25 protein-coding genes and 2 riboswitches are annotated in these 23,621 nt (G+C 66.5%); of the genes, 9 read left to right on the top strand and 16 right to left on the bottom strand.

The genetic code is table 11. The annotated features are described in order from the left end of the window. Window positions 1-57 precede the first annotated feature (57 nt). Complete coding sequence (locus tag ABIB35_RS11175; protein ID WP_354181376.1) at window positions 58-1,020, bottom strand: putative endonuclease domain-containing protein; 963 nt, start codon at window positions 1,018-1,020, stop codon at window positions 58-60. Window positions 1,021-1,184: 164 nt separating this feature from the next. Between ABIB35_RS11175 and ABIB35_RS11170 the strand changes: the two genes are divergently transcribed. Next, a complete protein-coding gene (locus tag ABIB35_RS11170) occupies window positions 1,185-1,733 on the top strand; it encodes a GNAT family N-acetyltransferase (RefSeq protein ID WP_354181374.1) in 549 nt (182 codons plus the stop codon). On the opposite strand, the gene ABIB35_RS11165 is transcribed toward ABIB35_RS11170, so the two are convergent. After that, window positions 1,709-2,278 carry a DUF1990 domain-containing protein gene (locus ABIB35_RS11165; RefSeq protein WP_354181372.1) on the bottom strand — a complete coding sequence of 190 codons (570 nt, stop codon included), beginning with the start codon at window positions 2,276-2,278 and terminating at the stop codon, window positions 1,709-1,711. The two genes, ABIB35_RS11170 and ABIB35_RS11165, sit on opposite strands and share 25 nt — an antisense overlap. Then, window positions 2,275-2,658: an MmcQ/YjbR family DNA-binding protein gene (locus ABIB35_RS11160; protein ID WP_354181370.1), complete on the bottom strand. Its 384-nt coding sequence runs from the start codon at window positions 2,656-2,658 to the stop codon at window positions 2,275-2,277. Before ABIB35_RS11160 ends, ABIB35_RS11165 begins: the two co-directional genes overlap by 4 nt. Window positions 2,659-2,773: 115 nt before the next feature. On the opposite strand from ABIB35_RS11160, the gene ABIB35_RS11155 reads away from it, so the two are divergent. After that, a complete protein-coding gene (locus tag ABIB35_RS11155) occupies window positions 2,774-3,607 on the top strand; it encodes a DUF1206 domain-containing protein (RefSeq protein ID WP_354181368.1) in 834 nt (277 codons plus the stop codon). 24 nt (window positions 3,608-3,631) lie between these two features. Here the strand turns inward: ABIB35_RS11155 and ABIB35_RS11150 are convergent, their stop codons facing one another. The 9 genes from ABIB35_RS11150 to ABIB35_RS11110 form a co-directional block, all read right to left on the bottom strand. Further along, window positions 3,632-4,918: an acyl-CoA dehydrogenase family protein gene (locus tag ABIB35_RS11150; RefSeq protein ID WP_354181366.1), complete on the bottom strand. Its 1,287-nt coding sequence runs from the start codon at window positions 4,916-4,918 to the stop codon at window positions 3,632-3,634. Next, complete coding sequence (locus tag ABIB35_RS11145; RefSeq protein ID WP_354181364.1) at window positions 4,915-5,784, bottom strand: MetQ/NlpA family ABC transporter substrate-binding protein; 870 nt, start codon at window positions 5,782-5,784, stop codon at window positions 4,915-4,917. Before ABIB35_RS11145 ends, ABIB35_RS11150 begins: the two co-directional genes overlap by 4 nt. Window positions 5,785-5,792: 8 nt before the next feature. Next, window positions 5,793-7,274, bottom strand: a complete 1,482-nt coding sequence (locus ABIB35_RS11140) for an NtaA/DmoA family FMN-dependent monooxygenase (protein ID WP_354181362.1) — start codon at window positions 7,272-7,274, stop codon at window positions 5,793-5,795. Window positions 7,275-7,288: 14 nt separating this feature from the next. Continuing rightward, complete coding sequence (locus tag ABIB35_RS11135) at window positions 7,289-8,200, bottom strand: MetQ/NlpA family ABC transporter substrate-binding protein (protein ID WP_354181360.1); 912 nt, start codon at window positions 8,198-8,200, stop codon at window positions 7,289-7,291. 68 nt (window positions 8,201-8,268) lie between these two features. After that, complete coding sequence (locus ABIB35_RS11130) at window positions 8,269-8,934, bottom strand: methionine ABC transporter permease (RefSeq protein ID WP_354181358.1); 666 nt, start codon at window positions 8,932-8,934, stop codon at window positions 8,269-8,271. Continuing rightward, the gene (locus ABIB35_RS11125) at window positions 8,927-9,760 is read right to left on the bottom strand and encodes a methionine ABC transporter ATP-binding protein (RefSeq protein ID WP_354181356.1); all 834 of its coding nucleotides are present in this window, start codon (window positions 9,758-9,760) and stop codon (window positions 8,927-8,929) included. Before ABIB35_RS11125 ends, ABIB35_RS11130 begins: the two co-directional genes overlap by 8 nt. A 104-nt stretch (window positions 9,761-9,864) precedes the next feature. Beyond that, window positions 9,865-9,963: riboswitch (SAM riboswitch) on the bottom strand. 146 nt (window positions 9,964-10,109) lie between these two features. After that, window positions 10,110-10,529 carry a CoA-binding protein gene (locus ABIB35_RS11120; protein ID WP_354181355.1) on the bottom strand — a complete coding sequence of 140 codons (420 nt, stop codon included), beginning with the start codon at window positions 10,527-10,529 and terminating at the stop codon, window positions 10,110-10,112. 59 nt (window positions 10,530-10,588) lie between these two features. Further along, the gene (locus tag ABIB35_RS11115) at window positions 10,589-11,206 is read right to left on the bottom strand and encodes an alpha/beta fold hydrolase (RefSeq protein WP_354181353.1); all 618 of its coding nucleotides are present in this window, start codon (window positions 11,204-11,206) and stop codon (window positions 10,589-10,591) included. Window positions 11,207-11,322: 116 nt separating this feature from the next. Continuing rightward, the gene (locus ABIB35_RS11110) at window positions 11,323-12,771 is read right to left on the bottom strand and encodes an LLM class flavin-dependent oxidoreductase (protein ID WP_502915773.1); all 1,449 of its coding nucleotides are present in this window, start codon (window positions 12,769-12,771) and stop codon (window positions 11,323-11,325) included. A gap of 37 nt (window positions 12,772-12,808) precedes the next feature. Then, window positions 12,809-12,923, bottom strand: a riboswitch (SAM riboswitch). A gap of 142 nt (window positions 12,924-13,065) precedes the next feature. Here ABIB35_RS11110 and ABIB35_RS11105 point away from each other — a divergent pair. The 5 genes from ABIB35_RS11105 (at window position 13,066) to acs (ending at window position 18,957) form a co-directional block, all read left to right on the top strand. Beyond that, on the top strand, window positions 13,066-13,890 hold the full coding sequence (locus tag ABIB35_RS11105) for a hypothetical protein (protein WP_354181351.1): 825 nt from the start codon (window positions 13,066-13,068) through the stop codon (window positions 13,888-13,890). A 233-nt stretch (window positions 13,891-14,123) separates the two neighbouring features. Then, complete coding sequence (locus tag ABIB35_RS11100; protein ID WP_354181349.1) at window positions 14,124-14,948, top strand: ABC transporter ATP-binding protein; 825 nt, start codon at window positions 14,124-14,126, stop codon at window positions 14,946-14,948. A gap of 105 nt (window positions 14,949-15,053) precedes the next feature. Continuing rightward, window positions 15,054-16,115 carry an aliphatic sulfonate ABC transporter substrate-binding protein gene (locus tag ABIB35_RS11095; protein ID WP_354181347.1) on the top strand — a complete coding sequence of 354 codons (1,062 nt, stop codon included), beginning with the start codon at window positions 15,054-15,056 and terminating at the stop codon, window positions 16,113-16,115. After that, entirely contained in the window at window positions 16,112-16,948 is an 837-nt protein-coding gene (locus ABIB35_RS11090) for an ABC transporter permease (protein WP_354181345.1), read from the top strand. The genes ABIB35_RS11095 and ABIB35_RS11090 overlap by 4 nt, the downstream gene beginning before the upstream one ends. Continuing rightward, on the top strand, window positions 16,939-18,957 hold the full coding sequence (gene acs, locus ABIB35_RS11085) for an acetate--CoA ligase (protein WP_354181343.1): 2,019 nt from the start codon (window positions 16,939-16,941) through the stop codon (window positions 18,955-18,957). The genes ABIB35_RS11090 and acs overlap by 10 nt, the downstream gene beginning before the upstream one ends. On the opposite strand, the gene ABIB35_RS11080 is transcribed toward acs, so the two are convergent. Further along, the gene (locus tag ABIB35_RS11080) at window positions 18,951-19,211 is read right to left on the bottom strand and encodes a hypothetical protein (RefSeq protein ID WP_354181341.1); all 261 of its coding nucleotides are present in this window, start codon (window positions 19,209-19,211) and stop codon (window positions 18,951-18,953) included. The genes acs and ABIB35_RS11080 overlap by 7 nt on opposite strands. A 128-nt stretch (window positions 19,212-19,339) precedes the next feature. Here ABIB35_RS11080 and ABIB35_RS11075 point away from each other — a divergent pair, with 128 nt between their 5' ends. Next, a complete protein-coding gene (locus tag ABIB35_RS11075) occupies window positions 19,340-20,737 on the top strand; it encodes an O-acetylhomoserine aminocarboxypropyltransferase/cysteine synthase family protein (RefSeq protein WP_354181339.1) in 1,398 nt (465 codons plus the stop codon). Next, window positions 20,727-21,233: a CoA-binding protein gene (locus tag ABIB35_RS11070; protein ID WP_354181337.1), complete on the top strand. Its 507-nt coding sequence runs from the start codon at window positions 20,727-20,729 to the stop codon at window positions 21,231-21,233. The genes ABIB35_RS11075 and ABIB35_RS11070 overlap by 11 nt, the downstream gene beginning before the upstream one ends. Here ABIB35_RS11070 and ABIB35_RS11065 read toward each other — a convergent pair. The 3 genes from ABIB35_RS11065 to ABIB35_RS11055 form a co-directional block, all read right to left on the bottom strand. Beyond that, a complete protein-coding gene (locus ABIB35_RS11065; protein ID WP_354181335.1) occupies window positions 21,230-22,102 on the bottom strand; it encodes a hypothetical protein in 873 nt (290 codons plus the stop codon). The genes ABIB35_RS11070 and ABIB35_RS11065 overlap by 4 nt on opposite strands. Continuing rightward, window positions 22,083-22,643: an RNA polymerase sigma factor gene (locus tag ABIB35_RS11060; RefSeq protein WP_354181333.1), complete on the bottom strand. Its 561-nt coding sequence runs from the start codon at window positions 22,641-22,643 to the stop codon at window positions 22,083-22,085. Before ABIB35_RS11060 ends, ABIB35_RS11065 begins: the two co-directional genes overlap by 20 nt. A 97-nt stretch (window positions 22,644-22,740) precedes the next feature. Then, window positions 22,741-23,547, bottom strand: a complete 807-nt coding sequence (locus ABIB35_RS11055; protein ID WP_354181331.1) for a carbon-nitrogen hydrolase family protein — start codon at window positions 23,545-23,547, stop codon at window positions 22,741-22,743. Window positions 23,548-23,621 lie beyond the last annotated feature (74 nt).

Raw genomic sequence — 23,621 nt, 5'->3', positions numbered from 1 at the left:
CTCAGCCCGCAGACGAGCACCTACTGTCATCTCGTGGAGGGTTTCGTCGCGAAGGGGCTAGGGAGCGAGGGGGCCGGCCCGCCAGCCGCCGGCAATCAACGCTGCCCGCACCTTGTTGACCGCCGCCCGGGCGTCCCCGGTCATGTGCCGGCGTGAGATGCGGACCTCTGTCCAGCCCAGGGCGCGGATCCGTTCCTCCCGGCCAATGTCGCTTTCCACCTGATCCGTTTGGCTGTGGCCGGCGCCTTCATATTCCACCGCCACCCTGTACAGCGGGTAGGTGAGGTCGGGCTGGTGGTGCAGGCCGCCGTCGTCGCCGCGAATCGGTTCATTGACCAGCGGCTCCGGCAGGCCGGCCTCTGCCAAAGCCAGGCGCAGACGGGTTTCCTGGGCTGAATCCGCTCCGATGCGGCTCATTTCCAGCGCCAGCCGTGCCTTGCGGATTCCCCGTTTTCCGCCATGCCTCGCGATCACCGCCAGCAGCGAATCCTGGGTGGCGTACGGCGTCGTCCGGTCTTCGTGCTCGGGCCGGGGCCGCCGGATGAGGAAATCCGCGATCACCGTTAGGTCATCAACGCTCAGCCGGTGGGCGAGATCCAGCCAGGTCTTTTCCCTCGAGGTCAGGGCGAGTCCCTCCACCACGCACACCTCGCCGCTGAACAGGCGCCCGGTGTGCCCGCACACCCCCTCGCGCCGCTGCGGTGCCATCCCGGCCGGGCGGAGGATGTGCAGCTGGGCGGCGCCGTTGCCGGGCGGCAGCGGAAATCCCCACACCTCGGCCGCGGTCCGGTGGGACGCCACCGAATACAGGGTCACGCGGGTGTAGGCCCGGTAGCGTCGGTGCGGCGGCAGCCGCTGCTGCTCCGCCAGGTCCAGGGCCTCCACACATTTGATGGACCGGCTCAGCCGAATAATCCGGGCGTGCCGGAGCCGGCCGCGGCTGACGCCGTAGGCATCGGCCTCATGGACGGTGAACGGTTCGAAGGCCAGGGTTTCAGGCAACGGCTGAGGGATTCGCATGCGGCAAGAATGGCCCTTTCGCCCGGCCCCTGCAGAGGATATCCACAGCCCCCCGCCGAGATGGCAGTAGATGTCCTTCCCAGCGCTGAGAGCAGCATCGTCTGCCATCTCGCGAGGAAGGGGAAGGACTCTCCTCACCAAATGGCAGCAAAAACTGTCGGAGCGTGGACAATTACTCAGTGACCACCACCCCTGAACGTTCGGCCCCGTCTACCGGACTCCCCACCGAACGCCTGCAACTGGATCCCATCTCCTCCGCCGAGGTGGACGCCCTCATCATCCAGTCCCGGCTGCCGGGCTGGGCGGCGGACTTTCCGCAGCCCACCGACCACGACGCCGCCCGCCAATTCTTTGAACAGGGCCTGAACTCCGTCGCTGAGCCCTTGACCACGCGGTTCATCCGCGAACGCGACACCGCTGCTGTAGTGGGCACCATCGGCTTCCTGATCCTCCCCGAAGAGGGGGACGTAGAGGTCAGCTACAGCGTGGTTCCTTCCCGGCGCGGCCGCGGATATGCCACCGAAGCACTGATCGCCATGGCCCGTCAGGCGCTGGAACAGCCGGAGGTTTCACGGGTCATCGCCCACACGGAAGTGGAAAACGCCGCGTCCCAGTCACTTCTGCTCAGCGCAGGCTTCCTTCCCGTGGAGGTCCCCGGCCTGGATTTGGGCTTTGTGCTGCGCCGCGCTCAGCTGCCGGAGGCGAGCCTGTAGGCTGCGCTCATATAGCGCCGGGTGAAGAAGGCCTGCACCCCGCGGTTGGCGGCGTCCCCCGCAGCGATCACCCGGTTCGCGGGACGGCTGTACGCGGCGACCCGGAAGATGAGTTTTCCCTCTTCGTCCAACTCCGCATAAAACCCCTCTTCTCCCTGCTCCGGGTGGCCCCGCAGTGTGCCGTAGCCAAAACCGGCGCGCTGGCCGGGCAAGGGCGCGCCGTCGTCGTCCATTTCCGGCTCCTCGGCCCACAGCACCCGGCAGGGAGCGTAATAGCGCAGCGGACCCACGCCGATCCCCGAAGCCATTTCCACCCCCGCGGCGGCGCGCGGCGTGCCCGCCGCTACCCGCAGCCCGGCCCGCCGGTGCAAATCCCAGTCCAGGACCCCGTTGGCCAGACGCAGGAATCCGGCGGCCGGATCAGGGATATCAAGCCTTTCGCGGCGCAGCAGCAGCCGGTATCCCTCCGGCCAGTGATCGGTCAGCGGCCGCGGATAGGGCCGGCGGGTGAAGCCGGCATCAGGGTAGGTCAGCTCCCGGCTCATCCGCCCGCCAGGCCTTTCCAGGCGAGCGATGCACGGTCCCTGGCCGGGAGCGACGCCACCACCAGGTCGTAGGAATCCTCCACCAGGTCGCGCACCAGCCCATCCTCCAGTCCGTGGAGCACTACGGAATTCCAGTGCGTCTTGTTCATATGCCAGGCACCGTTGATCTGCGGATGGGCGGCCCGCAGCTGCTGGGCCAGCTCAGGTTCGCATTTCAGGCTGATGGTCAGGGGCTCTCCGTCCAGGGCACACAACGCAAACATTTTGGCCTTGCCGCCGGAGGCCTGCACCTTGAACACCGACGATTCCGGGCCGAAGGGAAAGTCCTCATAGGCGCCCGGGAACTGCAGACACACCCGCTTCACTTCTGCCGCATCCATCATTCGAGCCTAGTCCGCCGCACAGCAACATCGCCACAGGTGACAGGATGGAAGGCAGACCCGCATCTGACCGGCGAACGCCCCACAGCGTTTGCCCGAATCTTGGAGGACAGTTTTGACGCACACCGGACACGGAGCCAGGCTGACCTCGGCCGCGCAGAAGGCGGCGCAGTCGAAGGGCTTTGAACGCGCAGCCCGCCTGGGATACGTAGCCAGCGGGCTGCTGCACCTGCTCATCGGCGTGATTGCCCTGCAGATTGCCTCCGGCTCCGGCGGCAGCGGCAGCGCGGATTCCTCCGGCGCCGTATCCACCCTTGCCGGACAGCCAGGCGGGCTGATCCTGCTGTGGATCTGTTTCCTGGGCTGCCTGACCCTGGGGCTTTTCCAGCTGTCCCGGATCTGGCTCGACGGGCGTGGCCTGAAGGGCAGCCAGGTGTGGAGGATGCGCGGTTCCGCCGCAGGCCAGGCCCTCACGTACGGCGCCATTGGCGTGTCCTTCGGCACGTTCGCCCTGGGCGGCGCCAAGGACAGCAGGCAGAGTTCGGCGGGCTGGAGCGCCCGGCTGATGGCCCAGCCGGCCGGCGCGGTGCTGCTTGGCGTGGTGGGACTGGGGATCGTCGTCGTGGGCGGATACTTCATCTTCAAGGGCGCCGCCCGCCGCTTCCGCAAGGACCTGCAGGCGGTTCCGCCGGGCACCTGGGACCGCGCCGTCACGGTCACCGGCACGCTGGGTTTTGTTGCGAAGGGCATCTCGCTGGCCATTCTGGGCATCCTGGTGATGGTGGCCGCCTTCACCGCCGATCCGGAGAAGTCCTCCGGGCTCGACGGCGCCCTCCATGCCCTGCGCGGGCAGCCCTTCGGTTGGCTGGCGCTGGGCGCCGTGGGTCTGGGCCTGCTCTGCTACGGCCTCTACACCGGCATCCTGCGCGCCCGATTCGCCAAGCTTTAAGTCGCTGGCGCTGCCCGCACGGTTTTAGGGCACGACGGCGGGTGCCGGGGCAGCGGGTGCCGGCCCAGCGGGTGCATCGCCGATGCTGCCCAGCCCCTGCGGCACCGTCCCGTTGATCTCCCAGTCCCCCACGCCGCGTGCCTTGAAGACCGCGGGGTTGTGGGTGGCGACCGTGCGGGCGTTTCGCCAGTGCCGGTCCAGGGCCTTTGTCGTGGAGACGGCCGAAGCGCCGGTGACGTCGAACAGGCCCTGGGCAACATCCAGGACCAGCTCCGGCACGGTTATTTGGGCCCGGTCCACCGCCAGCTCCGTGCGCAGGTATCCCTGCTCCGGGGTCAGGTCCAGCGCCGGGTCGACGGCGGCGTCAAGTTCCACTGCCGCAGCCAGGACCATGGCCTCCGCCGTTGCCGCCTTGGCCGACAGCCGGCCCACCAGCTGCTGAATCAACGGATCGTCGCGGAACAGGCTGCCGCTGCCGGTGTTGAAGGTGCGTTTGCGGCCGCGGACCAGAGCGGCGGCGTCACGGACCGCGGCCCTGCCGATGCCGGCAAGGACTGCAAGCAGAACCAACTGGAAAAATGCCGCCTCCAGTGTGGTGTCGGCAGCACCGCGCGGAATCACATCCCGGGCGGGAACGTGCACCTGCCGGAAGTACGTGGTGCCGGTGCCGGTGTGCTGCTGGCCGAAGCCGTCCCAGTCATCCACAATCCGCACGCCCTCACGGTCAACCGGAACCACGGCATACTGGCGCCCGGGGACGCCGTCGGTGGTGGCCATGACAGCGATCCAGTCGGCAAAGATGCTGCCCGTGGTGTAGTACTTTTCCCCGTCCAGCACCCAGCCCTCCACCCCGGGGCGCAGCTTGGTGTTGGTGGTTCCCAGGGCGTTGCCCGAGCGCTCGGTGGCGGCATTGCCGAAGATTTCTCCGGCGGCCACCCGCGCATACCAGCGCTTTCGGAACCCGGCATCTTCACGGCCAATGGTCTCCACAAAGGCAAAGTGGGAGCGCAGCAGGTGTGCCACATTGGAATCGGCTTCAGCCAGCTCTACCAGGAGCCGGAAGAACTCCGCGTGGCTGGCACCGTCGCCGCCGGCCCCGGCGGGCAGCCGCACGGCGCCAAAACCGGCATCCTTCAGCCACTGCACCGGTTCAAAGGGCAGGGTGCGGGTGAGCTCACGGTCCAGTGATCCCGCCGCGATGCGCGCAAAAACCGGCCGGAACCGAGCGGCGAGGTTCTGGTAGCGGGATTCCGGGCTGGTCCGCGTGTCCGGGGTATTCTCCGGCAGCGCCTCCCCTGCACCGGCACTCATGCCTGCCACCATTGAGAGAGCTCATCGAGCGGGTCGGTGTCCCACGGCGTTGGCAGCACCCCGCCCATATAGTCGGCAAACCACTGCCGGACCTCCCCTGATTGGTACGCCTCCTGCAGCACCCGGGCTTTTTCGGTGGCAGCGAAATCGGCGGTGCCGGCAACCACACAACGGAACGGAAGCTGGTCCGCTTCCGCTTCAAAGGCCAGCGCACCCTCCACGGTCAGGCCAATCTCGGCGGCGAGGCGCACAAAGAGGAAACCGGCGTCTACATCGGGCAGGGTCTTGGACAGGGACTGCTGGTCCACTTCCACAAATTCGAAGTTCCGGGGATTGGCGGTGATCGCTTCCTGCGACACCTTGATGACACCCACGCCCTCCTTCAGCTCCAGCAGCCCGGCATCGCGCAGCAGGACCAACGCGCGGCCGTTGTTCGCCGGATCCACCGGCAACGCGATCCGGGCGCCGTCGGGCAGTTCCTGCAGGGAGTTCCAGCGCTCGGACCAGATGCCGCCCGGTGATCCGTAGACGTAGAACAGCGGGTCCAGTTGCAGGTTCTTATCCGCAATGAACTGCTGCAGATATGCGCCGTGCTGGAAATAGTTGGCATCAAATTCACCGTTGGACACGGCCAGATTGGGTTGGATGATGTCGGTGACATAGGTGGCGTCCAGCGTCCAGCCCCGCTCTTCCAGGAGCCGGGCGGCGATTTTGGTGGGCTCCTGATAGGGCGCGGATTCCGTGACGATGATGCGGATCCGCCGGTCATCGGCGGCCGCCGATCCGGTTCCGCAGCCGGTGGCGGCCGCCAGGGCGGCGGTTCCCGCCCCGGCAAGGGCCAGGCGGAGGAAATTTCTTCGCTGCATGGTGTTCTTCAGTCCTTTCGGGCCGCGACGGCGGCGGAGGGAACGACGGCGGAGGGCACCGCGGCGGTGGGAACCGCGGCGGTGGAGGCACCGTACGCGCCGCGGAAGCGGGCGGCCGGATGGCGGCTGTTCAGCAGCGGGCCGGGATAATCCGGGCTGCGTCCGAAGACCTTTTCCCGGAAGGTGCCCGGCGCATAGCCGGTTTGGGCCAGACCGCGGCGGCGCAGTTCGGGGAGCACCCCGTCGATGAAGTCCGTATAGGAGCCGGGCAGCACGGCGTTGATGATGTTGATGCCGTCCACCCCGGCGTCCTGCCAGCGCTCCAGCTCATCGGCGATCTGTTCCGGGGTGCCGGTGATCTGCTGCGCCTCGGTGCGGTACCGGGCAACGTCTGCCAGGGTGGGGTTCCGGCCGGGCGTGGAGGCAATGATCGCCTCCAGCACGCCGCGGCCGCCCTCGGTCTCGATGGTGCCCACGGGGGTCTCCAGCGGCAGTCCGCCAAAGTCCACGCCCAGCCCGCCGCCAATGTGCGCCACCACCGCGTCCAGGTCCAGATACTCATCCAGCTCCGCTTTTTTCCGTTGCGCTTCGGTCTCCGTCCCGCCCACCACAAAGGAGAGCCCGGTAAAGACCTTGATGTCACCGGGCAGGCGTCCGGCGTCGGCGGCGTGCCTGCGCACACCGGCCGCCACTTTTGCGGCGTGCGCCGGACCGGGGGCAAAGATGAACGTGGCCTCGGCGTTGGCGGCGGCGAACTGCTGGCCGCGTCCGGAGCTGCCGGCCTGGAACAGGAACGGGGTGCGCTGCGGGGACGGTGCGGTCAGGTGCGGGCCGTCGATGGAATAGCGCTGGCCGCGGTGGTGGATCTTGTGCACCTTCGCCGGGTCGGCGTGCACGCCGGCCGCTTTGTCCTGGATCAGGGCGCCCTCATCCCAGGAGCCCTCCCAGAGTTTGAAGACCGCCTGGGCGTATTCGTCCGCCCAGTCATAGCGCGAGCCGTGGGCAGCCAGGCCGTCGGAGCCGAAGTTGCGGTGCGCGTTGTCCAGGACAGACGTCACGATGTTCCATCCGGCGCGGCCATTGCTGAGGTGATCCAGCGTGGACATCTGCCGCGCAAACTGGAAGGGGTGGGATTGGACCACCGACGACGTCGCCGCCAGGCCAATCTCGCTGGTTGCCCCGGCGAGGGCCGCGAGCAGCAGCACCGGGTCATTGGCCGGCACCTGCAGACCGCGGCGTACATGCGATTCCCAGCCGCCGTCGTGGTCTCCGTAGAGGCCCACCACGTCGGCGAAGAAGAGGGCATCGAACTTGGCGTCCTCCAGCTGCCGGGCCAGCCCGGTCCACAGCGAGAGCTCGTTGAACCGGTGCTGTTCGGCCTCCGGGTGGCGCCATTGGCCGCCGCGGATGTGGCTGGTGGTGTTCATCAGGAACGCGTTGAGCAGCAGCCGCGGACGGCCCTGCGGATAGCGGGAACTGGGGGTGGTCATGGTGTCCTTTCGGCTCAGGCCTGGCTGAGTGCTTCGAAGGCGGGCTGGGGGTCTTCGTCCCACGGAAGCTGGAAGAAACCGTCCTGGTATCCCGCGAAGAACTCCCGGACTTCAGGGCTTTGGATGGCGGCACGCAGTTCCCGGGCTCCCGCGCCGGCGGCAAAGTCCCGGGTGCCGGCAAAGACCGAGCGGTAGGGAATTTCGTCTTCCTCCTGCTCCTGGGCCACCACGGCTGCCTGTTCGTGAATGCCCGCGTCGATGGCGGTGGACTGGAACATGAAGCCGGCGTCCACATCCGCCAGCGTCTGGCTGAGCGAGAGCTGATCCACCTCCACGAACTTCAGGTTCCGCGGGTTCGCGGTGATGTCCTGCTGCGAGGCGGTAACCACCTTGGCGCCGTCGGACAGTTCCAGCAGGCCGTGGGCGCGGAGCATGAACAGGGCACGGCCGTTGTTGGCCGGGTCCACGGGGATGCTGATGGTCGCGCCGTCGGGCAGGTCGGCAAGTGAGGTGTGCCGCTGGGAGTACAGCACCGCCGGGGAATTGCGGATGTAGAACAGGGGCACCAGGTCCAGGTTCTTATCGCGGTTGAACTGCGCCAGATAGGCCATGTGCTGGAAGCAGTTGGCCTCCGCTTCCCCGTTGGCCACCGCTATGTTGGGCTGGTTGATGTCGTTGACGAAGGTCGGTTCCAGCTTCCAGCCCTTCTGGGCGAGGAGCTTGCCGGCAATGACCACCGGCTCCTCATAAACCTTGACCTGCGAGGAAATGAGGCGGATGGTGCGGTTCCCTGCCCCGGCGTCGGCGGCGGTCTGGAACCCGCAGCCGGCCAGGACCGGTGCGGCAGCCCCGGCGGCGGCGAGATAGGCGAGTAGGGTGCGGCGGCTGGGTGCGCCTGAACTGTTTTTGGGTGTGGTGGAGCGCAAAATGTCCTCTTTGAAGGTGAAGGCCCGGCAAGGCAACCGGCGCCGGTCGGGAACGGGTCAGCGGTGGGTCAGGTGCGTTTGTCCGCGCGCCGGGAAATCCAGGAGCCGCTCAGCTGCACGGCCTGGACCAGGAGGATCATCAGCACAATTGCCGTGACCATCAGACCCGTTTCATAGCGGTAATAGCCGTAGCGGATGGCGAAGTCCCCAATGCCGCCGCCGCCCACCAGCCCGGCCATGGCCGAGTAGGAAATGAAGCTGACGGTCATGATGGTCACCGAGCTGATCAGGGCCGGGCGGGCCTCGACGAGCAGCACATCGCGGACAATCTGCAGGCGGGTGGCGCCCATGGAGCGGGCTGCCTCCACCACGCCGCCGCCCAGCGCGGTGATGTTCTGCTCCACGAAGCGGGCAAAGTAGGGAACCGCGTTGATGGTCAGCGGCACAATCACCGCGGCCGTGCCGATGGTGGTTCCCACCAGCAGGCGGGTGAAGGGAATGATGGCGATCAGCAGGATCAGGAACGGAAAGGAGCGCACCAGGTTCACCAGGGTGTCCAGGATCCGGTGCAGCTTGGGTTTGGGCGACAGCCCGTGGGGGCCGACGGCGTACAGCAGCACTCCCAGCGGGGTACCCAGCAGCACGGCCAGCGGAATGGCAATCACCAGCATGGTGCCGGTTTCCCCCAGCGCGGCCAGCAGCTCCGGCCAGACCTCAAGGATGCGTTCAAACATAGAGGGCTCCTTCTCGGCTGTTGACCGCCGGGGTTGCGGCGGAAGCGTGGGTAGCCGCGGCTGCGGTCCGGTCCAGCCGGATTTCATCCGACACCAGGTAGCGGCCAATCAGGGTGGACGGGGTAAAGTCCGGGCGTTTGAGCTCGGCAAGGTCGAACTGTTCCACCACCCGCCCCTCCTCCATCACCGCGACGTTCTCAGCGATGGCCTTGATGACGTTCATTTCATGGGTGACCACCACAATGGTGATGCCGAAGCGGGCGTTGACGTCCGCCAGATATTGCAGCACCGACGCCGTGGTCCGGGGGTCGACGGCGGAGGTGGGCTCGTCGCAGAGCAGCACCTTGGGCCGGGTGGCCAGGGCCCGGGCAATGGCGACCCGCTGCTTCTGACCGCCGGAGAGCTTCGCGGGATACGTGCCCGCCTTCTCCGCCAGGTCAACGATTTCCAGCGCCTCCAACGCCCGGCGCCGGCGTTCGGCGGCATTCCCGAGCCCGGCGAACTTCAGGGACAGCGCCACGTTTTGTGCCGCGGTGAGATTGTTGAGCAGGTTGAAATGCTGGAAGATCATGCCGATTCCATGCCGCCGCTCGCGCAGTTCCGATGTGCCGAGCTCCACCAGATCCACGCCGTCCACCAGGACACGGCCGGACGTGGGCCGCTCCAGCAGGTTGATGTTGCGCAGCAGGGTGGATTTGCCGGCACCGGAGAACCCGATGATCCCCTGAATGCTTCCACGCCTGATGTCGAGCGAAACGTTGTCCACTGCCGTCAGCTGCTGCCCGCCGGTGTCAAACACGGTTGATACATTCTCAATCCGGATCATGTGTTCCTCCTGGGTCAAGGCCCGAGAAGAGGTGCGCACCGCCGGCCGGTCCGCAGAAGCGCACGCCGGGGCATGCTCCAAGGGACCGGATGAAAGCGGATGCTTCTCCATCGGTCCTGGCGGTAGCACCCTTGCTCCGCAGGATCGCGGAAGGGTTGCTGCGGCGTCACGGAGCCAGGTCTCTCAGCCGCTCTGGATGGTTACGGTTTCCATGCTGGCTGCGGCGCCCCGAATGCGCAACGGGCGTGACCTCATACGGCTCATGATTGCGGAATGTGACCTGCATGGCGTCACATAGGCGTTTGTGACGTCATCCGGGGGCAGCAGGAAGCCGTGGCGGCGCTGCTTATTAAAGCCCGAAGCGGGGTGCCTCAATTACGGGGCAGGTGTCCATGACCACGTCCAGGCCGGCGTTGGCCGCGCGCTGCGCTGCCGCCTCGTCAATGACGCCCAGCTGCAGCCAGACTGCCTTGGCACCCACGGCAATGGCCTGGTCAACAATGTCGCCCACCCGGGAGGAATTCACAAAGCAGTCAACAACATCGATGGAGCCGGGAATCTCATCGAGTCTCCGGTAGCCCTTGTTGCCGTGCACGTCGTCGCCCTTGAGGCTGACCGGGATGATCTCCATGCCCAGGTGGTCCTGGATATAGCGGGAGACGCCGACGGCGGTGCGCAGCGGATTGTTGGACAGGCCCACCACCGCCCAGCGGGAGCCGCGGTTCTTCAGGAGCGCTTCGATGACTGCGGGGTCATTGATGTGTGGCATCTGCCGTCCTTCGGTGGAGTCCTTCGAATCGGGCTCCAGCTTACGCCCGCACGGGCGGCTCAGCTCAGGAAAGATTCAATGGCGTCCACCAGGGCCGCGTCGGGGCCACTGGCCGCGCTGCCCTCCACCAGCTGGAATTCTCCCTCATCCAGGGCTTCGGCGGCCCGGCGGGCAAGGTCTAGGGTTTCGTCGCCGCTGGCGCTTCCGGCCAGGACCAGCACGGGGACCCGGACGCCGCCGAGTCCTTCCAGTTCCGTCTGCAGCACCAGCATCTCGTCTTCGCCCTCATCCAGGGCCAGTGCCGGTTCCAGTGCAACGACGCGCGTGATGACGGCAGATTCCTCGGCGGCCCGCAGCGCCAGGAAGGCCCCCGACGCGAAGCCGTACAGGTCAGCGGTGCCGCCGGCCACCTGCACCACGGCCAGCAGATCATCGACGTCGGATTCGGCGGTGTATTCCTCGCCGAGCCCGCTTTCCCCCAGCCCGCGGCGGTCATAGGTATAGACGGTGTGGTTTCCCGCCAGGACATCAGCCAGCGCCCGGGTGGCTGAGCTCTTCCGGTCCGAGGTCAGGGGATCCACGATGACCAGCGGCGGCCCGTCACCCTGCCGGGACCAGGCGATTTGGGTGCCGTCGGCGGAAAGGGCCATTCCGGAGGCACTGGGTGAAGATTCCATGACGGGCTCCTGCTCGCTGGAGGGCACTGCGCGGACCCTTCAAACGTAAGGAGGCGCTCCATCCGCGGTCAATGCCTCCGGCCCGAACCCGCACCGCAAAGGTCCGGGCCGCTGGCTTACGTGCCCGGAACCGCCGCCGGCTGCAGGCGGAAGGATGCACCGCGGTGCTCGGCGGGCAGCTTGTCGCCGGCACCAAAGAGCTTGTTGCGCAGCGTTCCCGGCGTGTATTCCGTCCGGTACGCCCCGCGTTTCTGCAGCTCCGGAACCACAAATTCCACAATGTCCTCAAAGGTTCCCGGCGTGATGGCGTAGGCCAGGTTAAAGCCGTCGACGTCGGTCTCCTCCACCCAGCGGATCATCTCCTCCGCGATGTGGGCACCGGAACCCACCATCCGCGGGCCCAGACCGCCGATACCGGCGGATTCGGCGATGTCGCGCACCGTCCAGGGTTCGCCGTCGTCCTTGGCCTTCTGGAAGTTCGCCGCCGCGGACTGGATGGCGTTGGACTTCACGTTGCCCAGGGGTTCGTCCAGGTTGTAGGTGGACAGGTCCACGCCCATCCAGCCGGACATCAGGGCCAGGGCTCCCTCGTCGCTGGCGTACCGCTGATATTCCTCGTGCTTTGCCGCAGCCTCCTCTGAGGTGGCGGCGGTGATGACGGTGAGCAGGGTGTAGATGCGGATGGAGTGCCGGTCCCGGCCGGCGGCCTCGGCGGCATCCCGGATCCTGGTGACCGTAGCCTTGAGTTTCTCCACCGTGGGTGCGCCCACAAAGACGGCTTCGGCATTGCCGGCGGCAAACGCGATGCCGCGGGGCGAGGCGCCGGCCTGGTAGATCACCGGTGTGCGCTGCGGGGAGGGCTCACTGATATGGATGCCGGGAACCTTGAAGTACTTGCCCTCATGGTTGATGTCATGCACCTTGGACGGGTCGGTGAAAATGCCGCGTTCCTTGTCGCGGACCACGGCGTCGTCCTCCCAGGAGCCTTCGAGCAGTTTGTAGATCACCTCGAGGTATTCATCCGCATGGTTGTAGCGCTCGTCGTGCTCGAGCTGGTCTGCCGCGCCCATGTTCCGGGCGGCGGAGGGCAGATAGCCGGTGACCACGTTCCAGCCCACCCGGCCGTTGGTGATGTGGTCCAGCGTGGAGAGCCGGCGGGCAAAGGGATAGGGGTGTTCGTAGGCGGTGCCGGCGGTGATTCCGAAGCCGAGGTGCTCAGTGACCAGGGCCATCGCGGAGACCAGCAGCAGCGGATCATTGACGGGAACCTGCGTACCCTGACGGAGGGTGGCCTCGTTGGAGTTTCCGTACACGTCATAGGTACCCAGGACGTCGGCGATGAAGATGCCGTCGAACAGCCCGCGCTCGCAGGTTTGGGCCAGGTTGGCCCAGTACCGGATGTCCGTGTAGTTGGCGGACTGGTCCTGCGGATGGCGCCACAGTCCCGGCGACTGGTGGCCCACGCAGTTCATGTCAAAGGCGTTGAACCGGATCTGCCGCCGGGTGCTTGGGCTTGCCGGGACGGGCTGGGTGCGCTGTTCGGACTGGTTGGAATGGTTGGTCACGGGGAAATCCTTCGGAACGGGACGCACCCGCGAAGGAGCGCCGTACTTGCCGTTCGCGGACGCGGAACGGCCGGATCCTCATCTGGGGCACCCCGCTACGGAAAGAGGGTTGCCGCCCAACCAGCCAGAGCTTCGCGTTGGGACTCATGATCCTGCGTCACCAGTATCTGCACGACGGAACTGCAAGGGGAAGTAGATGACACTGTGTGAAGCCCCACCTGCGACGTCCGGCCGGTTGTCCACAACCGGAAAATTCCGGTGTTTGTCTCCCTCGGACACGGCTAGGGTGACCGCATGAAGAAGCACTGTGGCTGGTTCCTGCCATTGGCGGGAATAGCAACCGTTTATGTAATGGGCCCCCTTGGCATGAATGCCGTTGTTGCCTCCGGGCTAGGCGATATCCCCAAGGGCCTGATCCTGCTCGGAATCATCGGCGCATCGATCATTATGAGCATCTATCTCTTCATCAAGTCGGTGGAAAACGGGTACCGGGTATTCCGCGCTCACCGACGGTCCCGCGGCCATTTCACCAAGGCTGAACGGGCGCAGGCGGATCTCCAGCGGGCCTACGAGACTTCATGGTCGGCGGCGCGCATCTTGGCGGACCACCTCGGAAGAGGCCAACCCCCTGCCGCCCTCGAAGTCTGGGGCATTGTGCTGGAACCGGGGGAGTCCGTTCATCTGTTGATAAACGCTGACTATGCACGTTATTACGGTCTCAACGGAACGTATGTTCATACTTCGGGTTTCTTTTGGGGCCGCCCCGCATTCGTCCTGGCGGGCGTAGGAATTACCGCCCTTGCCAACCGCTCCCGAAGACGAGCTGCTGATGCGGCGTCCCAACAGCAATGGCGCGAAGGCCAGCACACGCAAATGTTCCTGACGAACCGCAGGATTATCTGCCAGGTGAACGGAAGATGGCTCAGTTTTGCCTATGGACACGTCTCGGCCTGTTATCCGGAGCCGGAAAACAACAGCATGGTGCTCGAATTTCATTCCAGCGAGCCGCTGCTGATCGGCGGGGCGGAAGCTCCGTTGGCCATTGCCTACTTGGTGTGGGCCTTGTACGGGGAGCACGGGTTGGCGGCCCACCCCGCCCTGAACAGCCTGCGTGCCTAGGGGCGGCGTCGAAATATTACGCTCGGGACTTGCCCGTTTCCGCAATGGAGCGTTTAGTTGCTCTTGACCATCCCGAGCGGCTGAGAGACCTGGATCAGTGAAGCCGCAGCAACCCTGGTTGCCGTATTTCCTCCTTGAGAGACGGCAATAACAAGGACAGCACCGCAGGAGGCCCACTGAGGGCCCAAGGTGTTTTCCGTAGGGTGCTACTGCCAGGACCGATGGAGATTAACATGACCGCTCTGGCTTCCCAGTCCCCTGCCGCCGCCCCGTCCCCTGGGTGCTCCGCCGGCTCCGCCCTTCCCGTCAGCTTTTCCGGACTCGGCCGTGCTTTCGGTTCCGGCAGCGAAACCCACCAGGTGCTGCGGGACATCACCTTTGACGTTCACCACGGCGAGGTTCTTGCCATCCTGGGCTCCAGCGGCTGCGGAAAGTCCACGCTGCTGCGGGCCGCAGCCGGGTTGGATGCGCCGACCGCCGGCGAGATCCGGATTGACGGAACGCCGGTCCGCGGCATCGACGAGCGGTGCGCCGTCGCCTTCCAGGAACCGCGGCTGCTGCCCTGGCAAACGTTGCAGGCCAACATCGCCATGGGCCTGCCCAAGGGCATCAGCGCCAAAAACGGCAAGGCCAAAGTAGCTGAGCTGCTGGATCTGGTGGAGCTGGCGGCTTTCGCCAAGCACCGTCCGCGGGCTGTCTCCGGCGGTATGGCCCAGCGCACCTCCCTTGCCCGCGCCCTGGCCCGGACGCCCGGGGTGCTGCTGCTCGATGAGCCGTTCGGCGCCCTGGATGCCCTGACCCGGCTGAAGATGCAGGACCTGCTGCTCTCCGTGCACAAGGCGACCCCCACCACGGTGCTGCTGGTAACCCACGATGTGGACGAAGCCCTCCAGCTGGCAGACCGCATCATCATTTTGGGGAAGCAGCCCGGGGCCGCGGGAGCCACCATCACGGACACCATCACCGTGCCCGGACGCCGTCCCCGCGACCGTGCGTCGGCGGAGCTGGCCCGAATGCGCGGCGAACTCCTGGCCCGCCTCGGCGTCGACCGCCACTAGCAGACCCGCACTGCGTCCCCTCCGGGGGCATTTCTCCAGCCGATCCGCGTCATTCTGGGCGCAAACGGCCCCCCTTCGCCTTCCTTTCCAGCAGAAAGAACTCCCATGAACAGCCGTTCCCGCACGTCCCTCCCCGCCGGCCGCACCACGCTTCAGGCCCTGGCCGCAGCTGCTGCCGCCACTTCGCTGCTGCTGACCGGCTGCGTGGCCGGCGAGGATTCCGACGCCGCCGCCAACGCCAACGCGGCCGACGGCGGCACCCTCACCCTTGACTTCGCCACCTACAACCCGCTGAGCCTGATCATCAAGGACCAGGGCTGGCTGGAAGCCACGCTGGCCGAAGACGGCGTCACCGTGGAATGGGTGCAGTCAGCGGGCTCCAACAAAGCCAATGAGAACCTGCGGTCCGGAGCAATCGACGTTGGCTCCACCGCCGGTTCCGCGGCCCTGCTGCACCGGGCCAACGACTCACCCATCAAGGCCATCGACGTTTTCTCCCAGCCGGAATGGGCCGCCCTGGTGGTGGGCGCGGATTCGGATATCACCTCGGTGGCGGACCTTTTGGGCAAGTCGGTGGCCGCAACCAAGGGCACCGATCCCTACTTCTTCCTGGTCCAGGCCCTCGACGAGGCCGGACTCAGCCTCGACGACGTCACGGTGGAACAGCTGCAGCACGCGGACGGCCGGACCGCACTGGAAAACGGTTCGGTGGATGCCTGGGCCGGACTGGATCCGATCATGGCGGGCGCTGAACAAAACGGTGCCCGGCTGATCTACCGCAACCTGGACTTCAACACCTACGGCATCCTCGCCGCCAACGAATCGTTCCTGAAGGAAGACCCGGAGCTGGCGCAGGCTGTGGTCAACGCCTATGAAAAGGCCCGTGCCTGGGCGGCAGAGAACCCGGAGGAAACCGCGCAGATCCTCGCCGACGTCGCCGGACTGGACCTGGCTGTAGCGAAGACCGTGGTGCTGGAACGCAGCAATCTGGACGTGGACCCCGCACCCGGCGAGGCTCAGCGCAGCGTCCTGGAGAAAATCGGCCCCACCCTCGTGGAGACCGGTGACGTCGCAAGCCAGGACGCCGTGGACAAGGCGCTGGACGGCTTGTTGGATGACTCCTTTGTGAACTCCGCCGATCCTGCAGCCATCAAGGATGCCCCATGAGTTCCGGCGTGAGAACATCAACTCCCGCGAGCGCCGACACCGGGACCGGCACCGGGGTCCCGGCAGCAGGCACCGTCCTCACCAACCGCTGGACCCGGGCGGGCCTGGGCCTGGTGGTTCCCGCCCTGGTACTGGCCGCCTGGCAGATCACCACTGCTGCCGGAATCTTCAGCCCGGTCCAGCTGCCCTCCCCCGCGGCCGTGTACACCGCTGCGGCTGACCTGATCGGCCGCGGCCAGCTGGGCAACCACGTGGCCATCTCCACCCAGCGTGTGCTCATTGGCTTTGCCATCGGCGGGCTGCTGGGCCTGGCGCTGGGGTCTGTGCTGGGTTTATCCCGGGTGGCCGACGTCCTGCTGGGTCCGATGATCGGAGCACTGCGTGCCGTGCCGTCGCTGGCCTGGGTGCCGCTGCTGATCCTGTGGCTGAAAATCGGTGAGGACTCCAAGATCACGCTGATTGCGATCGGTGCTTTCTTCCCGGTGTTCACTACCGTGTCCCTGGCGCTGCGCCATGTGGACCGGAACCTGGTGGAAGCGGCCCGCGCCTTTGGACTCAACGGCTTGAAGCTGCTGACCACAGTGCAGCTGCCCGCCGTGGTTCCCGCCGTGTTCTCCGGGCTGCGCCTGGCCCTGGCCCAGTCGTGGCTGTTCCTGGTGGCCGCGGAACTCATTGCCTCCTCGATGGGGCTGGGTTTCCTGCTCACCGATTCGCAAAACAACGGGCGCACCGACCGGCTGCTGCTGGCCATCATCCTGCTGGCCGTGATCGGCAAAGCCACTGACGCCCTCCTGGGCCTCGCCGAGAAGAAGGCGGTGGCAAAATGGGCCTGAGCCCGGCACTGGAAGAGAAGTCCGCCCCCACGGCTGCGCCGGTGGACCCAGCCGCCCTCCCGCAGACCGAGGCCGAGACCGAATCCGCACGCATCGCCTTCTGGGAAGCAGCCGCCCGCCGGCTGCAGTGGGAGCAGCCCTGGCACACCGCCCACACCTTCACGCCCCCGCAGCGCCTGAGCGCACCGGAGGTCCCGGAGGCCGACGCCGACTACAGCGTTCCCGCGATCGAATGGTTCGCCGGCGGCACCCTGAACGTGGCGGTGAACTGTGTGGACCGGCATGTGGCCGCCGGCCGCGGGAACAGGGTGGCCCTGCATTTCGAGGGTGAGCCCGGAGACCGGCGCACCGTCACCTACGCGGACCTGCAGCGGGAGGTTTCCCGGGCCGCCAATGCGCTGGAAAACCTGGGCATCGGCACGGGCGACCGGGTGGTCATCTACCTCCCGGTGATCGTGGAAACCATTGTCATCACACTGGCCTGCGCCCGGATCGGCGCCGTCCATTCCCTGGTCTTTGGCGGCTTCTCCGCGGAGGCGCTGAAGTTCCGGGTGGAGGACACCGGCGCCAAGCTGCTGGTCACCACCGACGGGCAGTTCCGCCGCGGGACCGCCGTACCGGTCAAGGACAACGCCGATCAGGCGGTCTCCGGGGAAAACGCCATTGAACACGTCCTGGTGGTCAAGCGCACCGGCTGCGACATTGCCTGGACCGAGGGCCGCGACGTCTGGTGGCACAACATTGTGGACACCGCTTCAGACGTCCACAAGCCCGAAGCGTTCGACGCCGAGACGCCGCTGTTCATCATGTACACCTCCGGCACCACCGGACGGCCCAAGGGCCTGGTGCACACCATGGGCGGCTACCTCACCCAGGCCTCCTGGAGCTACGAGTACCTCTTCGCCAACCCGGACGAGGCCGCCCGCAACACCGACGTGCACTGGTGCACCGCTGATCTGGCCTGGGTCACAGCCCACACCTATGAAATTTACGGTCCGCTCTCCAACGGCGTCACCCAGGTGATCTTCGAGGGCACCCCCAATACACCGCATCCCGGCCGGCACTTCGAAATCATCGACCGCTACAAGGTGACCAGCTACTACACCGCACCCACCCTGGTCCGGTCCCTGATGGGCTGGTTTCCGGACGGCGTTCCGGCGCAGTACAGCCTGTCCTCGATCCGCCTGCTCGGCACCGTGGGCGAGGCGGTGAATCCGGAGGCCTGGCAGTGGATGCGGACGCAGATCGGCCGCGGCGAGGCCCCCGTGATCGACACCTGGTGGCAGTCCGAAACCGGCGCCACCATCCTCTCCCCGCGCCCCACGGACACTAGTTTCAAGCCCGGCTGCGCCTCCCGTGCCCTACCCGGGGTCAGCACCCGGATTGTGGACGAGGCCGGAAATCCGGTGCCGCCGAACACGCAGGGATTCATTGTGGTGGATAAGACCGGCCCGGCCATGGCCCGCACGGTCTGGGGCGACCCGCAGCGCTACCTGGCCTCCTACTGGCGGCAGTACGCGCGGCAGGGCTGGTTCCTGGCCGGAGACGGCGCCAAGTACGACGACGACGGCCACACCTGGATCCTCGGCCGCACTGACGACGTGCTCAACGTGTCCGGTCACCGGCTCTCCACGATCGAGATCGAATCAGCGCTGGTCTCCCACCCCTGGGTCACCGAAGCCGGCGTCTGCCCGGTTGCCGATCCGAAGACCGGACACGCCATCGCGGCGTTCGTGGTCCTGACCGAGGCAGCGGCGCAGGACGCTGGTACCGTCACGGCAGAACTGAGGGCTCATGTGGCCCGCCAGATCGGGCCGATCGCCAAGCCGGCCGCCGTCGTCGTAGTGCCTGACGTGCCCAAAACGCGTTCCGGAAAAATCATGCGCCGCCTGCTCACCCAGCTGTTTGAGGGCACCGCGCTAGGCGATACCACCAGCCTGCAGAACGAGCCGTGCATCGCGGACATTGCCGCAGCGTGCCAAGCGCGCCGCAGCGGAGGCCGTCAGTGAACGCGGGCCAGGGTCACCCGGTCCATCACCATGGCACCGCCCATGGCCCGGTGGATACGCATGAACTCGGTCGGAGAGACCTCCAGATAGCTGGTGTCCGCCTTCGCCGGCAAAAGGTCGGCATGCTGGCCGTCCAGCAGCTCCAGGAACAGTCGGTTCGCCTCGACATGCGGCAGCGGCTCAGTGGCAGTGATCTTGTGATTGGCGGAGGCCAGCTTGTAGCCGGTTTCGAGAACAACCACATATTGGTCCATCGGGATCACGTCCTTTGTCGCTCCGCGCGGCTCCCCCGCTTCTGTCCCCATTGTTCGTCCGCCGTCCCCAACTTGCAACGATTTCCCCGCGGCTTGGCCGCGGCCCACCAGGAAGGAGCACTCATTCCATGAGTGATCGCCAGTTCGGTTTCCGCACCCGTGCCCTGCACGCCGGCGGTACCCCCGACGCCACGCACGGCGCCCGGGCCGTGCCCATCTACCAGACCACGTCCTTTGTTTTTAAGGACACCGACGACGCCGCCAACCTCTTCTCGCTGCAGAAGTACGGCAACATCTACTCCCGCATCGGCAACCCCACCGTAGCGGCCTTCGAGGAGCGCATCGCCTCTCTGGAGGGCGGCATCGGAGCGGTGGCGACGGCGTCGGGCATGTCCGCCGAATTTGTCACCTTCGCCGCCCTGTGCGGTGCGGGCGACCACATTGTGGCCGCCGCGCAGCTCTACGGCGGCACCGTCACCCAGCTGGACGTAACCCTGCGCCGGTTCGGCATCGACACCACCTTTGTGGCCGGCACCGACCCGGCGGACTACGCCGCGGCCATCCGGGAGAACACCAAGGCGGTCTACGCCGAGGTGGTGGCCAACCCCAGCGGCGAGGTCACCGACATCGCGGGGCTGGCCAAGGTGGCGCACGACGCCGGTGTGCCGCTGATCCTGGACGCCACCTTGAGCACGCCCTACCTGGTGCGCCCGTTTGAACACGGCGCGGACATTGTGATCCACTCCGCCACCAAGTTCCTCGGCGGGCACGGCACCACACTGGGCGGCGTCGTCGTCGAGTCCGGAAAGTTCAACTGGGGCAACGGGAAGTTCCCCGCCATGACCGAACCGGTGGCCAGCTACGGGAACATCTCCTGGTGGGGCAACTTCGGCGAATACGGGTTCCTGACGAAGCTGCGCTCCGAGCAGCTGCGCGATATTGGGCCCACCCTCAGCGCGACGTCCGCGTTCGCGCTGCTGCAGGGCGTGGAAACCCTGCCGCAGCGTCTGGACGAGCATCTGCGCAACGCCCTGGCGGTGGCGCAGTGGCTCGAAAAGGATCCGCGGGTGTCCTGGGTCAGCTATGCCGGGCTGCCCTCCCACCCGCATTATGACCGGGCCCGGAAATATCTGCCCAAGGGTCCGGGCTCGGTGTTCAGCTTCGGCGTGAGCGGAGGCCGCGCTGCGGGTAGAGCCTTCATCGAGGCCCTGCAGCTGGCCTCGCATCTGGCCAACGTGGGCGACTCGCGCACCCTCGTGATCCACCCCGGCTCCACCACGCACGGCCAGCTCTCACCCGAACAGCTCTCCGCCGCCGGCGTGGCCGAGGACCTCGTGCGGATCTCGGTGGGGCTGGAGGATCTGGAGGACATTCTCTGGGACCTGGACCAGGCGCTGGCGGTTGCGGTTGCGGCACCCGAACCGCTGACCTCATCCACCCTGCCGGCGGGGGCAGCCCCGCAATCGTGCACCATCCCGCAGGCCAGCCCTGCCGCTGACCTTGAGGAGTCCGCCCATGTCCGCTGAAACCGCTGCCGCCCCGCGCACCTGGGAAGGCCCGAACGCCCCCGAGCGGCTCGCGCTGCTGCGCCGGGCCAGGTCCATCGCGATTGTGGGTGCCTCGGACAAACCCTCCCGGGCGTCCTACTTCGTGGCGACATACCTGCTGTCATCGTCGCCGTACACGGTTTATTTTGTGAACCCCGTGGCTAAGGAAATCCTGGGCCGGCCGGTCTACGCATCGCTGGCTGACCTGCCCGAAGTTCCGGACATTGTGGACGTCTTCCGCCGCCATGACGATCTGCCGTCGGTACTGCAGGAGAGCATAGCCGTCGGTGCCAAAACGCTGTGGCTGCAGCTGGGCTCCTGGCATGAGGAAGTGGCCCGGGATGCCGAGGCCGCCGGTCTGGACGTGGTGATGGACCGCTGCGTGAAGATTGAACATGCGCGGTTCCACGGCGGGCTGAACCTGGCCGGCTTTAATACCGGAGTCATTTCCTCCAAGCGGCAGCTAACCGTCTAAGGGCCGCGGAAGTATCCGCTGCCCGTGCCGTGCACGTGGACGGCGGGGCCCCTGCCGGATTCCCCGTCTCTGCCGGGCGCACGCTCACCGCTGCCGCGTCCGGCACTGTTTTCACTGTCGACGGCTCGGTGCCTGCCGGTATTACCTGGCGCTTCGGCGTCGTCCCTGCACCCGGGATCATCCTTCGCCTTGGAGCTTCGGGGTGCAGGCTGCTTCGGTGCCGCATCCGCTGGTGGAACGGCACCGGCGGCAGCGGGCACAGGTACGGGCACGTCGGCGAAATCCTGACGTGCGCCGGCCTCAGGGCCGGCGGTACCGGCCGGAAGCGCGGGCACGGGCGAACCAGCGGCAGGGGTAGCCGTGGACTCCGGTGCCAGTCCTTCGGCGGCCGCGGCGGCAGTGTCAGCACCTGCCTGGGCAGCAGCCGTTGCACCATCGGACCCAGGCGGCGCAGTTGCCGGATCCGCTGGTGTGGAAGTTCCAGCGGTCGCGGAAAGGTCATCCTGCTCCGCCGCCGGCTCGGATCCTTCCGGAGCCGACATCGACGTGAATGGGTCGGGGTGCGAGACATGCGACTCGCTGGTCACGCGCAGGTCACTGCTGGCAGCAACGCCCGAGGCTCCCGCCCCCATGGCTGCGGCCAGCGTAAAACTGAGAATTAGGCCCCGGTGGCGCGGTGAGCGTGAGCGCGGGCGAACGGTGTCCGCCAGCAATGCGGCCAGCTCCCCGGTCGGAACAACGGCCGGGGAGCCGGTGAAGGACCGCAGCTGGCGCAGTCCCTCGAGGAGCTCGGGGGTTTCGTCGATCTCCGATTCTTTGAGGAGTCGCCGGATCACGGCGTCGTCCTGATCAGGCGATTCGTTCATCATTGAGTTCCTCCTCTCGTTCCAGCCGGTCCCTGAGGGTTTTCAGAGCCCGGTTCTGCAGCTGCTTGACGGCGCCTGCCGTGCTGCCCATGATTCGGGCCGACTCTTCGATGGATAGGTCTGCCACAATGCGCAGCAGCAGCACCTCCTGCTGCCGCGGCGAGAGTCCCGCCAGCAGTGCCGCCACTCCGGTGCCAGCCCCAAGGGCCGCATCTTCAGCGGACGCGCTGACCCGGGCGTCGGCATGGGAGTGGAACTGCGTTAGTACCGGTTGCCGCTCGCGCCGTCGGGTGTCATCGACCATACGGGCGTGGGCTACAGAAAATGCGAAGGTTCGCAGTCCCCGCACCCCGCCGGTGATGCTGTCCAATTTCCCGAACACGGTCAGGAACACGTCCTGGGTCAGCGCCTCAGGATCATCGCATCCCTTGCCGGCAAGGTAGGCCAAAAGGGCAGGAGCCAGTGACTCATAGATTTCGCGCAGGGCCTGGGGTTCCGCTGCACGCGCGGCAGAGAGGATTTCCTCTGTCAGGGTATTGGCCAAGGTTCGGTCTTTCCCTCGCGGAAGGATGGGCGTTTCACATCGTATCCCGCGCTGGTAATCCGGGAATAAAGAAACGACCACACCGGGACAGGCAGCCCTATTCTGCGGAATTGATTCGTTCATTCGCCGCAAACCGCCGGTTCTTCAGAACCGGGAGGAACTCACGCACGTCGTCGATCCGTTTCCGTGTGACCTCGGCGGTGACCACGGCCTCCGCTTCGTCATCGAGGAATGCCTGCGGCACTCCCATCGGGTCCAGGATGACCGAGTGTCCCACCGTATGGCGACTGGAGGTGCCGGCCGCGGCTACCCAGACTGTGTTTTCAATGGCGCGGGCCTTGAGCAGGGTTTCCCAGTGTTCGATCTTGTGCTCACCCTTGAACCACGCGGCGGGAACCGCCAGCAGGTCCGCGCCCTTGTCCGTCAGCGCCCTGGCCAGCTCCGGGAACCGGATGTCATAACACGTCATCAGCCCCACCTTGATGCCGCCCAGCTCAACCACTTTCACGCCGCCGTCGCCGGGTTTGATACGGGTGGATTCGGAGTAGCTGAACGCGTCATACAGGTGCAGCTTGCGGTAGGTGTCCGCAATCCGCCCCGTGTCCTCGATCAGCACCAAGGTGTTGTAGGGCCGTTCCTCGCCGCTGGATTCGTATCCGCCGGCCACGACGGCGATGCCCAGCTCTGCCGCGAGGATGGACAGCTGCTGCACAAACGTGCTCCAGCCCGCGTCAACGGCAGCAGCCAGCGGACCCTGAACCCTGCCCACACTGAACATGGACTCTTCGGGGAACACGATCAGCTCGGACCCATCCGCCTTGGCCTTGGCGGCCAGCGAGCGCATCACCTCAAGGTTCTCCCCGACGTCGCCCGTGGGACTGAACTGGCCTACGCTCACCAACATTGCCGCACCGCTTTCTTTTCAAACGTGGATTTCCCCCAGCCTAGACCACGTTCTCTACGTGCAGCACGGGCGCA

The organism is Arthrobacter sp. UYP6, from assembly GCF_040547315.1.
GTDB lineage: Bacteria > Actinomycetota > Actinomycetes > Actinomycetales > Micrococcaceae > Arthrobacter_B.
Note: the sequence above shows the minus strand (reverse complement) of the source record. Positions and strands in the feature narration are given on the sequence as shown.

Bases quoted from the DNA above. Each gene is read 5' to 3' on its own strand.
- ABIB35_RS11175 (WP_354181376.1), bottom strand. From the start codon at position 1,020: ATGCGAATCCCTCAGCCGTTGCCTGAAACCCTGGCCTTCGAACCGTTC.
- ABIB35_RS11165 (WP_354181372.1), bottom strand. From the start codon at position 2,278: ATGAGCCGGGAGCTGACCTACCCTGATGCCGGCTTCACCCGCCGGCCC.
- ABIB35_RS11160 (WP_354181370.1), bottom strand. From the start codon at position 2,658: ATGGATGCGGCAGAAGTGAAGCGGGTGTGTCTGCAGTTCCCGGGCGCC.
- ABIB35_RS11150 (WP_354181366.1), bottom strand. From the start codon at position 4,918: ATGAGTGCCGGTGCAGGGGAGGCGCTGCCGGAGAATACCCCGGACACG.
- ABIB35_RS11145 (WP_354181364.1), bottom strand. From the start codon at position 5,784: ATGCAGCGAAGAAATTTCCTCCGCCTGGCCCTTGCCGGGGCGGGAACC.
- ABIB35_RS11140 (WP_354181362.1), bottom strand. From the start codon at position 7,274: ATGACCACCCCCAGTTCCCGCTATCCGCAGGGCCGTCCGCGGCTGCTG.
- ABIB35_RS11130 (WP_354181358.1), bottom strand. From the start codon at position 8,934: ATGTTTGAACGCATCCTTGAGGTCTGGCCGGAGCTGCTGGCCGCGCTG.
- ABIB35_RS11125 (WP_354181356.1), bottom strand. From the start codon at position 9,760: ATGATCCGGATTGAGAATGTATCAACCGTGTTTGACACCGGCGGGCAG.
- ABIB35_RS11120 (WP_354181355.1), bottom strand. From the start codon at position 10,529: ATGCCACACATCAATGACCCCGCAGTCATCGAAGCGCTCCTGAAGAAC.
- ABIB35_RS11115 (WP_354181353.1), bottom strand. From the start codon at position 11,206: ATGGAATCTTCACCCAGTGCCTCCGGAATGGCCCTTTCCGCCGACGGC.
- ABIB35_RS11105 (WP_354181351.1), top strand. From the start codon at position 13,066: ATGAAGAAGCACTGTGGCTGGTTCCTGCCATTGGCGGGAATAGCAACC.
- ABIB35_RS11100 (WP_354181349.1), top strand. From the start codon at position 14,124: ATGACCGCTCTGGCTTCCCAGTCCCCTGCCGCCGCCCCGTCCCCTGGG.
- ABIB35_RS11095 (WP_354181347.1), top strand. From the start codon at position 15,054: ATGAACAGCCGTTCCCGCACGTCCCTCCCCGCCGGCCGCACCACGCTT.
- ABIB35_RS11090 (WP_354181345.1), top strand. From the start codon at position 16,112: ATGAGTTCCGGCGTGAGAACATCAACTCCCGCGAGCGCCGACACCGGG.
- acs (WP_354181343.1), top strand. From the start codon at position 16,939: ATGGGCCTGAGCCCGGCACTGGAAGAGAAGTCCGCCCCCACGGCTGCG.
- ABIB35_RS11080 (WP_354181341.1), bottom strand. From the start codon at position 19,211: ATGGACCAATATGTGGTTGTTCTCGAAACCGGCTACAAGCTGGCCTCC.
- ABIB35_RS11075 (WP_354181339.1), top strand. From the start codon at position 19,340: ATGAGTGATCGCCAGTTCGGTTTCCGCACCCGTGCCCTGCACGCCGGC.
- ABIB35_RS11070 (WP_354181337.1), top strand. From the start codon at position 20,727: ATGTCCGCTGAAACCGCTGCCGCCCCGCGCACCTGGGAAGGCCCGAAC.
- ABIB35_RS11065 (WP_354181335.1), bottom strand. From the start codon at position 22,102: ATGATGAACGAATCGCCTGATCAGGACGACGCCGTGATCCGGCGACTC.
- ABIB35_RS11055 (WP_354181331.1), bottom strand. From the start codon at position 23,547: ATGTTGGTGAGCGTAGGCCAGTTCAGTCCCACGGGCGACGTCGGGGAG.